Origin of the sequence: Streptomyces sp. NPDC008001, from assembly GCF_042958085.1 — a bacterium.
Lineage (GTDB): Bacteria > Actinomycetota > Actinomycetes > Streptomycetales > Streptomycetaceae > Streptomyces.
Map to the genome: position 1 here is coordinate 404,645 of NZ_JBIBIZ010000001.1, position 12,991 is coordinate 417,635.

A 12,991-nucleotide genomic window follows, 5' to 3' on the forward strand; every position below is an offset into this window, starting at 1 on the left:
CCGGCTGCCCGGCCACCGGCCGCCCCCGCGGGCCGGTCCGCGGACGCCCCCTCACTCTTCCCTCGCATCTCACGAAACGAGCCGAACGCCCGTGCCACGACTGCTGCCCCTCCTCGTCATAGCCGTCTGGATCTTCTTCTGGTACCGCAACCGCAAGCGCGCCACCGCGCGGCCCGCGTGCACGACGACCGCCCCCGCCGCCACGTCCCGGCTGTCCGCGGAAGCGGCCGCCCTCGGCCTGCTCCCGCAGGACCAACAGGACACCGAGCGGGTGAGGCGCGACCCGCAGATCGACGGTGCTCGGGAAGCGGCCGAGCGCGGCGCGTGGGAGCCCGCCGCCGAGGCCATGACCGCCATCGGCAAGGACTGGGAGCGCCGGACGGCGCTCGTCATCGCCCTCGCGCAAGCGGCGGCCGAGGAGGACGCCTGGCTCACGGCCTGGGAGGCCGCACGGCCGGGCGACCCCGACGCCGCGGCCGTCCGCGCCCGCTCCACCGTCTTCCTCGCCTGGGAGCTCCGGGGCGGCCACACGGCGGACCGGACCTCGGCCGAGCAGTTCGAGGGCTTCCACCGCGTCCTGCTGCGGGCCCGCGAGGACATCGCCCGGGCGATCGAGCTCGCCCCCGAGGACCCGTCCCCGCACGTCTCCGACCTCTGGGCAGGGCTCGGCCTCGGCTATCCGCACGCGTACATGCACGAGCTCTGGGCGGAGATCACCACCCGGGCGCCGTACCACTACGAGGCGCACTACAGCGCCCTCCAGTACTGGTGCGCCAAGTGGCACGGCTCGGCGGAAATGGCTCGCGACTTCGCCGACAAGGCCGCCTCCGGCGCCCCGGCCGGCACCCTGCTGCCCGCCCTGCGGCTCGTCGCCCACTTCGAGCACCTCGACCGGCCGTTCCTCGGCAGGCACTACCGCACCCCCGAGGCGCGGGCCATGGCCGACGCCCTGCTCGCCGACCTGCCGGCCGTCCGGCCCGACCATCCGCGCCTCCCCGAGGCACGGCACATCCTGGCGTTCTTCCTGGTGCACCAGAAGCGTTACGCGGAGGCCCTCGAACAATTCCGGCTCGTCGACGGCTGCATCGGATCGGTGCCCTGGCGCTACTACGGCGACCCCGCCGCGAGGTACTGCGATTACCGGGAACGAGCCGTTCAGGGCGCCAAGTAGTCACTCCCCGTTCAGCGGTACGCATCCCGCGGCGCCTTCCCGCCCCAACCGAATAAAAAAGCAGAGCCCGATCCGTTTCCGGCCGTGTGCAGCGTGAACTTTCCGCTGCGGTCCGGCACTTGACGGATTGGGCTCTGCTGTCTTGGCGCTCCGCGGTTTACTGGGCAACGCTCTGAACCAGCCGGTCGGGCGCTGTTGCGCACCGGAAAGGATCTGGAGGAGAAATGACGGCAGCGCCGCACGGGCGGGAAGAACTCCCCTTCGACCGGGAGGACGTACCACCGGCCGTTCTCCGGCCGGGCGACGGGACGCAGCGGCTCTGGGGAAACGGCTCCCTGGTCACCGTGAAGCTCACGGCCGAACAGACCCGGGGCGCCATGGGAATGACCCATTTCGCGGCCCGGCTCGGGGAGCGCTCCCCGAGCCACATCCACACCCTCGAGGACGAGATCTTCATGATCGGGAGCGGCGGCGTGCGGGCCACCGTCGGCGACCGCACCGAGCTCCTCGAAGGCGGCGGCGTCCTCTTCCTGCCCCGCGGCATCCCCCACTCGTACCTGGTGGAGAGCGAGACGGCCGACCTCTACGTGCTCACCTGCCCCGGCGGCTTCGAGCGGTTCTTCCTGGACGGCGGCTACCCCGTGCACCTGGGGGCCGCCGCGCCGGTCGGCGACCGCTGGTCCGTCGAGCGCACTCAGGAGATCGCGGAGAAGCTCGGCCTCGGCATCATCTGGGACACCTGACCGGCGACAACACTGGTACCGCACAGAGAGATCCACGGGCATGCTGAACAGACGAACCATGCTGACCGGCACCGCCGCCGCCGTGGCGGGCGCCGCAGTGACACAGACGGGCCTCGCGCCCACCCGGGCCGCCGCGGCGGGCACCGGCGCCGGGGCGGAGGCCGGCGCCGGAGCACCCGCGGCGGTCACCGTCCTCCCCGGCGACCCGCGCTACGCGGACCTGATCGTCGGCAACAACACCCGCTGGGTGGGCCGCCCCGAATCCGTACGTCTCGTGCACACCACCGAACAGGTCGTCCGGACCGTCCAGGAGGCGGTCCGCGCCGGCAAGCGGATATCCGTACGCGGCGGGGGCCACTGCTACGCCGACTTCGTCTACAACCCCGACGTCCGGATCGTCATCGACATGACCGCCATGGACCAGGTCACCTACGACGAGCAGCGCAAGGCCTTCGCGGTCGAGGCCGGAGCCACGCTGCTGCACGTCTACGAATCCCTCTACAAGGGCTGGGGGGTGGCCCTCCCCGGCGGCATGTGCTATTCCGTGGGCGTCGGGGGTCACATCAGCGGCGGTGGCTACGGAATGCTCTCGCGCAGGCACGGCCTCACCGTCGACCACCTCTACGCCGTCGAGGTCGTCGTCGTGAACGCCGACGGCACCGCGCGGGCCGTGGTGGCCACCCGCGAGGCCGACGACCCGCACCGCGACCTGTGGTGGGCGCACACCGGCGGGGGCGGCGGCAACTTCGGCGTGATCACCCGCTACTGGTTCCGCTCCCCGGGCGCGACCGGCGACGAGCCGGCGAAGCAGCTGATGCACCCGCCGAAGGACGTCTACGTCAGCGCCGTCTCCCTGCCGTGGAGCAAGCTCGACAAGGCCCGCTTCGCCACCCTGGTGAAGAACTTCGGCACCTGGCACGAGAAGAACGCCGGGCCCGACACGCCCTACGCGTCCCTGTGCAGCTTCCTGATGATCAACCACCGGGCCAACAACAGCATCGGTCTGCTCACGCAGATGGACGCCACCGTGCCCGACGCCGAGAAGCTCATCACCGCCTTCGTCGCCTCGGTCACCTCCGCGCTCGGCATCAAGGCGGAGCCGCTGACCTCCGCGGTCGGCGAACAGGGCCCGATGCCCGACTTCTTCACCCCCCAGCGCCTGCCCTGGCTGGCCTCGGTCCGCTTCCTGGGCACCAACAACCCCACCCTCACCAACCCCACGCTGCGCGGCATCCACAAGTCCGCCTATCTGCGCAAGGGCTTCAACGACGCGCAGATCGCCTCGCTGTACCGGCACCTGACGCGCACCGACCTGCAGAACCCCAACTCGATGGTGGTCCTGCTCTCCTACGGCGGGAAGATCAACACCGTGCGCTCCGGCGACACGGCCTCGGCCCAGCGCGACTCCGTCTTCAAGGGCCTCTTCCAGAGCTTCTGGCCCGACAAGGAGCAGGACCCGCAGAACCTGGCCTGGACGCGCGAGATCTACACCGACGTCTTCGCCTCCACCGGCGGCTATCCCGTCCCCGGGCCGGCCACCGACGGCTGCTACATCAACTACCCCGACAGCGACATCGCCGACCCGCAGCAGAACAAGTCCGGCGTGCCCTGGCCCACGCTCTACTACAAGGACAACTACCCCCGGCTGCAGCGCGTGAAGGCCGCCTACGACCCGCGCAACGTCTTCCGCCACTCGCAGTCCGTCGCCCTGCCCGCGCAGTGATCCCCTCATGGAGGAGAAGCAGATGACCGCACAGTTCGAAGGCAAGGTCGCCCTCGTCACCGGGGCGGGCTCCGGCATAGGCCGGGCCAGTGCCCTGGCCTTCGCACGCCAGGGCGCCACGGTCGTGGCCGTCGACGTCGCACTGGAGCCCGCCGCGGAGACCGTACGGCTCATCGAGGAGGAGGGCGGCAAGGCAAGTGCGGTGGCGGCCGACGTGACCAGCGCCCAGGACGTCGAGGCGATGGTCGCCACCACGGTCGCCCGCCACGGCGGTCTGCACGTCGCGCACAACAACGCCGGCCTCTTCGCCCGGCCGGCGCCCCTGGCCGACACCGACCTCGCCACCTGGCACCGGCTCGTCGGCGTCAACCTCACCGGCGTGATGCTCTGCATGAAGTACGAGATCGCCCACATGCGCGAGCACGGCGGCGGAGTGATCGTCAACGCCTCGTCCAACATCGGCTTCCACGGCCGCCGCCCCGGCATGGCCGCCTACGTCGCCTCGAAGGCCGGCGTGAGCGCGCTGACGCGGGTGGCCGCGCTGGACCACATCAAGGACGGCATCCGCATCAACGCCGTCAGCCCCGGCGCCTCCAACACCGCCATGTCCTTCCGCCCCGGCGAGAGCGAGGCCGACCGGGCGGTGCGACTGGCCGGCACGGTGCCGATCGGCCGCGTGGCCGAGACGGAGGAGATCGTCGCCGCGGTCCAGTGGCTCGCGTCGGACGCCGCGAGCTTCGTCGTCGGCCACGACCTGGTGGCGGACGGCGGCATGACGGCCTGAGCACCACGGGGTGCGGGGCGTGCCCGCCCCGCACCCCGTCCGTTCACCGCAGGTCCCGGCGGGCCCGGCCGAGGAGCTCCTCGGTGATCTCGTACGTCGCGGAGGCGTGCAGGCCCCGGGCCCGCCGGGCCGGGTCGGGGTGCGGATTGCGGTACAGCGCAACGGACAGGTCCCGCAGCTGCAGCATGACCGGGACCGTGGACCGGAGCGCGGAAGGGGCCTGGGTGAACGCCGTCTCCAGCACGCACAGCAGCCGTGCGTACGCCTCGTTGAAGCGCTCGGCGGCCCGCCGCACCGGGCTCCCGGGCGGATAGTCCGCGACCCGCGCTCCGGGGTCGATGGCGTACACGTCGTCCCAGCCGACGTCGATCGCCGGGCCGGTCGGCCCCGAGGCCGGGGTGTCGTGCGGGCCGTAGCCGCGCTGCCGGCGGAGCTCGTCGAAGCGGAAGTAGTGGGCGGGCTCGCGGGCCTCGCCGAACAGCAGGTCGTCGGCGTCGAAGACGCTCCGGTTCGCGCCCTCGCCCTGCTCGGTGATGACCCGCAGGGCCTTGAGGGCCGAGTCGAGACCGGTCACCGGGAAGACCTCGCCGCCCGAGTTGTAGAAGTCCTCCGGTCCGGCCTGCCGGCGCCGGTCGCCGTTGAAGAGCACCGCCTCGCCCAGCTCCCCGGTCAGCCGGACCAGGCCCGTGCGGATGGTGTTGTAGTACTGGCCGATCGACGTCCAGCCGGAGTCCCCGGCCACGGACGGGTGGCCGGGCGGCTCCGCCACGTACTCCGGCCGCTCGATGGCCAGGAACGTCTCCAGGGCTTCGACGCCGAAGTGGCGCAGGGCGACGGGCGTCTTGTCCCGGCTGTAGGGCAGCAGGGCCGGATAGCCGGTGACGAACCGGGAGTGCGCCACCAGCGGCCTGCCGCCGACGGCGTTGAGGAGGTTGGCGACGAGCGTCATATGGAGCATCTCTTCGAGCACGACGGCCCGGACCGCGTAGAAGGCGGGCCGGTTGGTGCCGGCGCGCAGCGTGTGCATCGCCGTCAGGTAGGGCGGGATGGTGAGGTGTTCGAGCGTCAGCGCGGCCTGGAGGAAGACGTGCAGGTCGGCGCGGTCCCGGGGGACGCGGAACGGCGGCTCCTCGACCCGGGCGAGCCCGGCCGTGAGCCCGGCGGGCGCGTCCGGCGGCGGTGCGGTGCTCATGCCCCTCCCTCCTCGGTCCGGTCCGCGCCCGCGGCGGGCCGCCGGCCCGCGGAGAGGGGCCGGTGAGTCTCCGTCAGATCGCGGTGGATGCGCGCGCTGCTGCGCAGGGCGAGGGCGGCCATGGTCAGCGAGGGGTTGGAGGTGCCCATCGAGGGCATGCTGCCGCAGCCGACGGCGTAGAGGTTGGGATGGTCCCAGCAGCGCTGCCAGGAATCGACCACGGACGTGCCGCGCGAGTCGCCCATGACGTGGGTCCCGCCGCCGTGCCCGGCACCGTTGAAGACGAAGTCCCGGCCCTCGAAGCGGAACCAGCCGGGGGAGAGCGGCCCGGGCCCGTACGTGGTGCGGTCCTCGGCGCCCAGGAGACGGAAGAGCTGCTCCGAGACGGCCTTCGCGGCCGCCATGCCGCGCTTGACCCGGTCGGAGAGGTCGTAGGTGAGGACCGGGCGCGGCAGGCCCAGCCGGTCGGTGCGGCGCCGGTCCAGGGTGACCCTGTTGCGCTCCTCGGCCTCCTGCTCCAGGAGGAACTGCACGGAGACCTGCGGGCCGATCCGTGCCCCCAGCGCGGCCCGCAGGCGCGCCCCGAACAGGCCCTTGCCCCGCGGCTGGGCGGCGTCCGCGCCGATGCCCAGCAGCCGGGCGACGTCGCTGCCCGGCGAACCGGCGGGCCATCCCCAGCCCCAGTTGCTGATCTCGATGCGGAACGGGGAACGGGAGCGGCGGGCGGGCCCGGTGCGGAAGCACTCCAGGCCCGACGTGGACGCGGGCCCGCGGAATGGTCCGACCGGGTGGTCCAGCAGCCCCCAGCCGAGCAGGACCGGGTGGTCCATCAGATTCCGCCCGACCTGATCGCTGTGGTTGCCGAGCCGGGAGAGGAGGAGCAGCTTGGCGTTCTCGATCGCGTGCGCGGCGAGGACGACGACGTCGGCTTCGGCCGTCCGGGTGGTGTGCGCGTGCGCGGCCGCCGGGGCCGCGCCCTCCGCGTATTCCCGGTACTCGACGCCGAGCACGCGGCCGGTCCCGTCGGCCAGGACGCGGCTGACCACGGCGCGGGTGACGAGCCGGACCCGGTGGCGGTCCCACGCGGCCTGCGTCTTCAGGGGCGTGTACTTGGCCTGCGCCGGGCAGATGGGCACGCAGGAGGCGTTGCCCACGCAGCGCTCGCCGTAGTTGGGAAGGCCCGCCGCGCCCACCGGGCGGTAGCCGCGGCCCTCGTCGTACCGCGGGTCGGGGGTGCCGTTGCGGGCGTGGGGCGTGCCGGTGACGCGCAGCGTGGTGGCCGGGGCGCCGGGGGCCTCGCGGACCCTGGCCCCGTCGAGGCGGGCGGCGAAGACGGCGTCGACGTAGCTGCGGGGGATCGCCCGCATCGGATAGACGTAGCCCTCGGGGAACGGCAGGCCGATCGCGGCGGCTTGCTCGGCGGCGTCGCCCGCGACGCCCAGGGCCCGTTCGGCGGCGCGGTAGTGGGGCTCCAGGTCGTCGTAGCCGAGGGGCCAGTCGCGGCCGTAGCCGTAGGTGCGGCGGGTGCGGAAGTCCTCCGGGTGCATGCGCGGGGTGAGCCCCAGCCAGTGCAGGGCGGTCCCGCCGGGGGCGCGCAGATAGTCGCTGCCGTAGGGCAGGGGGCCGTTCTGGACGAAGTAGCCGTGGGCGCTGTAGCCGCCGGCGGGCAGGCCGCTGAGGTCGAGCGCGTCGGGGGAGGGGGCCTCGGCGTTGGGCCGGTAGGGGGAGTTGGGCACCTTGGCGAGGGCGGAGTAGAAGGTGTCCACGGCCTCCAGGTGGCCGGGCCAGGTGTCCAGGGCGCCGGTGCCGGCCTCCAGGACGAGGACGCGCCGGCCCTTGTCCCCCAGCTCCTTGGCGATCAGGGAGCCGGACAGCCCGGCGCCGACCACGATGACGTCGTACCGCTCGCGTCCGTGGCGGGGGGCCGGGCTCATGACCCGTCACCCCGCGGGCCGGGGACGGCCGGCGCACGACGACCGGGACGATCACTCGCGCGGGGGACGGCGGGAGCGCCGGGTGGCGGATCGGCCCAGGTGCCGAAGCCGGGCGGCCTGGCGCCCGCCGGATGGCCGTGGAACGTGCGCCACACCAGGCCTTCGGCGTAGGCCTCGGGGGAGACGGTGAACGGGGTGTTGGGCCGCTCGCGGCCCAGCGCGGCGTGGACGGACGCGGCGAGCTGCGGCCACACGCCCACGTACCACATGTGGGCGACGGCGCGGGCGATGTCACGGGCGGTCTCGTCGGTGATGCCGTCGGGGTCGCCCCCGGCGGCGGAGAGGGCGTCGAGGAAGCAGCCGGCGGCCGGGCGGCCCACCTGCGCCAGCAAGGTCTCGTGGTAGGCCGCGGCCATGCCGGTGGCGTGGAGGTCGAACACCTCGAAGCCCGTCAGGGCGGCCGAGGCGGTGAGGAAGGCGTCGAGGGAATCTGCGGACGTGCTCGTCTTCGGTGTCATCCGTGACCACCCATCCGTGGGAGCTGACGCATGTCTATCGGAGACTCCACGGTGAGTGAAGAGGAAACAAATACCCTTCACTCGTATGAGTGTTCGGCGGTACGGGGTGGGGACGGCCCCCGCGCTCGGGGTGCGGGGGCCGTCCGGGCCGCGGAGCGGAGGGGGTTCTCCGGGGCCCGCTCAGGTGCCGGGCTTGCGGCCGTAGACGAAGACGTTGTCGCCGTTGCCCAGCAGGGACCAGTAGCTCTTGGCGTCACCGATCCGCATGTTCACACAGCCGTGCGAACCGGGCGGCGACCAGACGCTGCCCTCGATGGCGTGGAAGGCCTGCCCGCCGTCGAAGAACTGCGCGTAGGGCATCCGCACCTTGTAGATCGTCGACCAGTGGTTGACCGACCGCCAGTAGATCTTCTTCGAGCCGGTCCGCGTCTCGTAGCCGGCCCGGCCCGTGCGGACCGGCACGGGGCCGAACTTGACGGCCTTGCCGTCCTGTATCCAGCTGAGCTGGTGGGTGAGGTCGACGCAGGCGACCCGGCCCTTGTTCACCGGGCACTTCCCGTCGGCGTTGGGATTCCGCCGGGCGATCTCGTCCCGCATGGCCGCCCAGGTGAGGGGCCCCGCGAAGCCGATGTTCGGCGTGATGCGGTGACTGGTCTGGAAGTCCTGGATCGCCTTGCAGTCGGCGGGCGACTGCTCGCCGTCCGCCACTCTGCCCAGGAACGTCTCGGCCTCCCTCTGGTAGGGCCCGGTCCTGGTCGTGCAGGCGGGTGCGGCCTCGGCCGCCCCGCCTATCGCCACCGTCAGCGGCGCCGTCAGCCCGAGCGTGCCCAGCAGCACCCCGAGCCGGCGTGCCGTGACCCGGCGCGCCGTCTTGTTGTCCCTGCTACGTGTTCCCATATGACGTAAGACTGATAGCACCGGCCGGTGGTTGCAGCCGGGACCGCAGGGACGGCCGGGGAGGGGGGGGGGGCCCCGCCCCCCCCCCCCCCCCCCCCCCCCCCCGCCCCCCGGGGCCCCCGCCCCCCCCCGGGGGTGGGGGCGCCCGCGGGGAATGGGTTCCCCGGGCCCCCGGTTTTGTTGCCCCGCATCGGTGTCCCCAATCCACGAAACACTCATCCCCCCGCCCGGGGGTGGCCCCGGGGCCCGCGGGGCCGGGGGGGGGGGGGGGCGCCGCCGCCCCCGGCGCCCACCCCCGGACGGAGCAGCCGGGCGTGCGCCCGGCGGCCGCTAGGAGATGGCGGCGCCCGTGGGAATCGAGTTCAGGGCGACCGGCGAGATGTTCACGATCTTGTTCCAGTCGAAGTAGTACTTGTCCATGGCGGCCGGACTGGTGATCCAGCGCTTGATGCCATTGCTCACCAGGTAAACCGCGGGCTCGCCGGGGGATTTCGCGAGAATCGCGCCGTCCGACAGCTGGCCGCCGTCGTCGATGGCGCCGATGTCGATCACGGACTGAATTCCGTTCCAGTTGCGGAACAGGTTGTTGTACGTCGCCGGGTTGGGGATCCAGTGCCGTTTGCCGTCGAGGATCAGATAGACGGCCGGGCTGTTCACGCCCTTGAGGCGGGCGCCGTTCAGTTCCGGATGTCTTCCGCGGAGTTCCGCGGCGCCGGAATGCTGTGCCGAGGCGGTTTCCCGTTCCTGCGCGGTCCCGGCGGCCTGGGCCGCGGGTGCGGCCGCAAGGCCGGAAACGGAGGCGGCCACAAGGGCCAGGGCAGCGAACAACGAGCGTCCGGACACATTTCCTCCAGCTGTGGACGGAAGTGGGACGACAGTTCAACTCACCTGGAATCCGTGCCTTTTCCTGCCGGCCAACCCTTACGGTGCGGCGCCCGCTTGTCAATGTCCGTCCGCGCCGGCCGTGCGGACGGTCGGCGATTCTCCGCCACCGGTGCGCCTGATCCGCTTCCGTACCCGCCCGGCGGAAGATAGCAGTGAGCATTCCGGATCCACCGCCAAGGAATACCCGATTCCGGCAGCGGGGCCGAAAGGAGCGGCACCGTGCGGAGTTTCCCCGCCATCCTCTTCGCCCTGCTCGCCGCGGTCAGCAACGCCCTGGCGGTCGTTCTGCAGCGCCGCGCGGCCCGTACCGTTCCGCTCGCTCCGGGGCTGCGGCTGTCCCTCTTCGCCCAACTCCTGCGCCGCAAGGCCTGGCTCGGCGGAATGGCCGCCGTCCTCGCCGCCGCCTGCCTCCAGGCGCTCGCGCTGTCGCAGGGCGCCATGGCCGTCGTCCAGCCCGTCTTCGTGCTGGAGCTGCCGTTCGCCCTGCTGCTCGGCGGCCTCATGCTGGGCCGCAGGGTCACCGGACCCGCCTGGCGCGGAGCCGTCTGCATCGCGGCCGGACTCGGAGTGGCCCTGGCCGCCGCCGCGCCCTCACCCGGCACCGGAGAGCCGCCCGCGGGCCGCTGGGTGCTCGCCCTCGCCTGCTGCCTCGCCCTCATCGGCGGCCTGACCGTCACCGCCCTGCGCCACCCCGAAGGGGGCCTGCGCGCCGCCTGCTTCGGCACGACGGCCGCCGTCGGCTACGCCCTCACGGCCGCCTTGATGAAGGACGCCACCCACGCCTGGCAGGACGGCGGCGCGGCCGCCTTCTTCGTCTCGTGGCAGACGTACGCGTTCGCCGTCACCGGCGTCATGGCCCTCTTCCTGCTGGAGAACGCCATGCAGTCCGGACCGCTCACCGCCTCGCAGCCCGCACTGACCCTCGGCGACGCGCTCGTGAGCCTCTCGCTGGGCATCACGCTGTACGAGGAACGCGTCCGCAGCGGCTGGTGGATCCTGCCCGAGGCCGCCGGGGCGGCCCTGGTGCTGTACGGGGCCGTGACGATCTCCCGCGTCGCCCTCGCGCGGGACCTGGTGACTCCGGCTCCCCCGGGGAAGGCCGCGCACCCCTGAGCCGCCGGGCCGCGTGCCGCGCGGGGCCCGGCGGCAGGACGGCCGTGCTGCCGCCCTGCCGTCCGGTGCCGCCGTCCGGCCCTCGCTCAGCGGTTGCGCGGCGTGAGCTCGGCCATCGCGGACCAGCCGTTGCCGGGGGCCTCGGTGCTGATGATCTGCGGCGTGGTGGCGATGGCCTCGGCCATGTCGTCCATGGCCTTCTTGAAGTGCGCCGAGTTGACGTGCGCGTCGCCGGCCTCACGGGAGGCGAAGCCCTCCACGAGGACGAACTGGTTCGGGTTGTCGACGCTCCGGGACCACTCGAAGAACAGGTTGCCCGGCTCGTCCCGGGTGGCCTGGGTGAAGTCCTGGACGAGGCCGAGCCACTTGTCGGTGTACTCGGGGCGGACGGTCATCTTGACGACGATCAAGATCATGAAGGCTCCTGTCGTGTTCGGGCGGCGTGCCGGGGCGGCGGACCGGTCCCGGCCCCTGCCGACGGCGGCGGGCGGGAGCGCCCGCGCCGGTGCCCACGCTGGCGGAGGCGGGGGCACCCGGTGAAGCAGGGACGACAGCGATTCCGGCCCTCCCGGAAAATTGCACCCCGGCAGCGCCGGGACGGCCAGTCGGACGGGCGGCGGTCCGTCCGACTGGCCGCCCCGCCGCCCCGCCGCCCCGTACGGCGGAGCGCTAGGCGGCGGCGGGGCGCTCCACCGGGGCCGGCAGCGTCCGCACGGTTGCCGGCCTGGCCTTCGCGGTCGCGGGCGCGGTGAGCCCCTCCGCCCCCTCGGGCACGGGCACGGACGTGAAGATGGCGTCCTGCTGCTCCCGGAGCTCGCGGGCGCGCTCGGGCGAGGTGGTGGGCAGCCGCAGCTCCTCGTACAGCTTGTGCGTGGCCTCCTGCGCCCACTTGCTCGACGGCGTGTGGAACTGCACCTCGAAGACGTGCCGGGAGCGCGGATCGCGCCAGGCGGCGTTGATGCCCTTGTAGCCGTGCTTCCGGCCCCAGGTGTTGGACCACTTGACGCTGTCGTTGCCCCAGAGGGCCAGGGCCGAGGAGGCGACGGCCACCCCGTCGGTGTAGCTGCCGTCCGGCCACTGGAGGGTGTAGCGGACGGAGTCGTTGATCTTGTCCAGGGTTGCGTCCACGGTCTGCCCGGGGACTTCCTTCATGGCCGTGGCGACCTTGCGCTTGAGCGAGTCCGGCGACTTCAGCCGGTGGTCGAAGCCGACCAGGGTGGCGTGGCTGATGCGGGCCACCGCCTGCATCTCGGGGCTGACCGTCCGCTCGGCGGACCGGGCACGGGCGAGGAACGCGTCGACCTTCTTGTTGTCCGCGGCGTTGAGCGACAGGCCGTCGCCCTGCCATCCGCCCTCGTCGTCGCGGGCCCGCTCCGCCCCGGCGGCCTTGGCGGCGTGCGAGCCGGCCCGGCCGTCGGCCAGGGCACCGGGCACCGGGCCGGCGCTCAGGGCGGCGGCGATGGCCGCGGCGGCCGCGAGTCGATGGGCAGTGCGCATGTTGAGCACCGTGTGATCCGTCCTTCGGCACGTGGGGTGGTGTCCGGCGACACGTACAACCGGCGAGCGCCCGCGGCGGTAACTGAACCGCGCACGGCGCGCACGTCCTTTGGCCGGAACGCGGCGGTCCCGAGGCGGAATGTGTGCTGCCGCCGGCCTGAGCGGGGTGTTCATCCGATCCGGTGGTGCTGACCGCTGCCCCGTACCGCGGAAGCCCCCCGGCGCTTTGATCTGCGCTGGGCACCGAGAACCGTCGGGTCATATGCCTGTCGTACGGCTGTCTGGACCGCCTGAGCCATGTGGGTGATCAGGGGGGTGTGTTGGGCGGAATCGTCGGATGATCGCTCAGATGCGTTGTTACGTTTTGCTGCCTAATGACCCCTTTGGGGGTGGTTCCGGCGGTGGGGGAATGGGCGGTGGTTGCGGTGGTGGGTGGAGTGCAGGTGTCGGGGCGTGGTGTGGCCGCCGATGAGGACGCCGGCGGCGGGAGCGCGCTGCCGGGGCCGGCGAGGGGGCGGAGCGTGGCGGCACGTC

At 72.8% G+C, this 12,991-nt stretch carries 12 protein-coding genes; 5 read left to right on the top strand and 7 right to left on the bottom strand.

Translation table 11 applies throughout. The features are described from left to right. The first annotated feature begins 91 nt into the window (after nucleotides 1-91). The 4 genes from ACFZCD_RS01790 (at nucleotide 92) to ACFZCD_RS01805 (ending at nucleotide 4,421) form a co-directional block, all read left to right on the top strand. Nucleotides 92-1,171 (top strand): hypothetical protein, encoded by a 1,080-nt coding sequence (locus ACFZCD_RS01790; protein WP_391826784.1) that lies wholly within the window; start codon nucleotides 92-94, stop codon nucleotides 1,169-1,171. A gap of 224 nt (nucleotides 1,172-1,395) precedes the next feature. Beyond that, nucleotides 1,396-1,914 (top strand): cupin domain-containing protein, encoded by a 519-nt coding sequence (locus ACFZCD_RS01795; protein ID WP_391826786.1) that lies wholly within the window; start codon nucleotides 1,396-1,398, stop codon nucleotides 1,912-1,914. A gap of 40 nt (nucleotides 1,915-1,954) precedes the next feature. After that, on the top strand, nucleotides 1,955-3,637 hold the full coding sequence (locus tag ACFZCD_RS01800) for an FAD-binding oxidoreductase (RefSeq protein ID WP_391826788.1): 1,683 nt from the start codon (nucleotides 1,955-1,957) through the stop codon (nucleotides 3,635-3,637). Nucleotides 3,638-3,659: 22 nt separating this feature from the next. Beyond that, nucleotides 3,660-4,421 (top strand): SDR family NAD(P)-dependent oxidoreductase, encoded by a 762-nt coding sequence (locus tag ACFZCD_RS01805; RefSeq protein ID WP_391826790.1) that lies wholly within the window; start codon nucleotides 3,660-3,662, stop codon nucleotides 4,419-4,421. 43 nt (nucleotides 4,422-4,464) lie between these two features. Here ACFZCD_RS01805 and ACFZCD_RS01810 read toward each other — a convergent pair whose 3' ends face one another. The 5 genes from ACFZCD_RS01810 to ACFZCD_RS01830 all read right to left on the bottom strand — a co-directional run bounded on the left by ACFZCD_RS01810 (nucleotide 4,465) and on the right by ACFZCD_RS01830 (nucleotide 9,805). Beyond that, complete coding sequence (locus tag ACFZCD_RS01810; RefSeq protein ID WP_391826792.1) at nucleotides 4,465-5,613, bottom strand: ferritin-like protein; 1,149 nt, start codon at nucleotides 5,611-5,613, stop codon at nucleotides 4,465-4,467. Continuing rightward, nucleotides 5,610-7,547, bottom strand: coding sequence for a GMC family oxidoreductase (locus ACFZCD_RS01815; RefSeq protein WP_391826794.1), 1,938 nt, complete (start codon nucleotides 7,545-7,547; stop codon nucleotides 5,610-5,612). Before ACFZCD_RS01815 ends, ACFZCD_RS01810 begins: the two co-directional genes overlap by 4 nt. After that, nucleotides 7,544-8,065 (bottom strand): hypothetical protein, encoded by a 522-nt coding sequence (locus tag ACFZCD_RS01820; protein WP_391826796.1) that lies wholly within the window; start codon nucleotides 8,063-8,065, stop codon nucleotides 7,544-7,546. Before ACFZCD_RS01820 ends, ACFZCD_RS01815 begins: the two co-directional genes overlap by 4 nt. Before the next feature lie 180 nt (nucleotides 8,066-8,245). Continuing rightward, nucleotides 8,246-8,962: a L,D-transpeptidase family protein gene (locus ACFZCD_RS01825; protein ID WP_391826798.1), complete on the bottom strand. Its 717-nt coding sequence runs from the start codon at nucleotides 8,960-8,962 to the stop codon at nucleotides 8,246-8,248. Between the two features lie 330 nt (nucleotides 8,963-9,292). Further along, the gene (locus ACFZCD_RS01830; RefSeq protein ID WP_391826800.1) at nucleotides 9,293-9,805 is read right to left on the bottom strand and encodes a hypothetical protein; all 513 of its coding nucleotides are present in this window, start codon (nucleotides 9,803-9,805) and stop codon (nucleotides 9,293-9,295) included. Between the two features lie 261 nt (nucleotides 9,806-10,066). On the opposite strand from ACFZCD_RS01830, the gene ACFZCD_RS01835 reads away from it, so the two are divergent. After that, on the top strand, nucleotides 10,067-10,960 hold the full coding sequence (locus tag ACFZCD_RS01835) for a DMT family transporter (RefSeq protein WP_391826801.1): 894 nt from the start codon (nucleotides 10,067-10,069) through the stop codon (nucleotides 10,958-10,960). 86 nt (nucleotides 10,961-11,046) lie between these two features. Here ACFZCD_RS01835 and ACFZCD_RS01840 read toward each other — a convergent pair whose 3' ends face one another. Both ACFZCD_RS01840 and ACFZCD_RS01845 read right to left on the bottom strand, forming a co-directional pair. Further along, nucleotides 11,047-11,376: a putative quinol monooxygenase gene (locus ACFZCD_RS01840; RefSeq protein WP_391826803.1), complete on the bottom strand. Its 330-nt coding sequence runs from the start codon at nucleotides 11,374-11,376 to the stop codon at nucleotides 11,047-11,049. Between the two features lie 253 nt (nucleotides 11,377-11,629). After that, nucleotides 11,630-12,457 carry an ATP nucleotide 3'-pyrophosphokinase gene (locus ACFZCD_RS01845; RefSeq protein WP_391826805.1) on the bottom strand — a complete coding sequence of 276 codons (828 nt, stop codon included), beginning with the start codon at nucleotides 12,455-12,457 and terminating at the stop codon, nucleotides 11,630-11,632. Nucleotides 12,458-12,991: the final 534 nt, after the last annotated feature.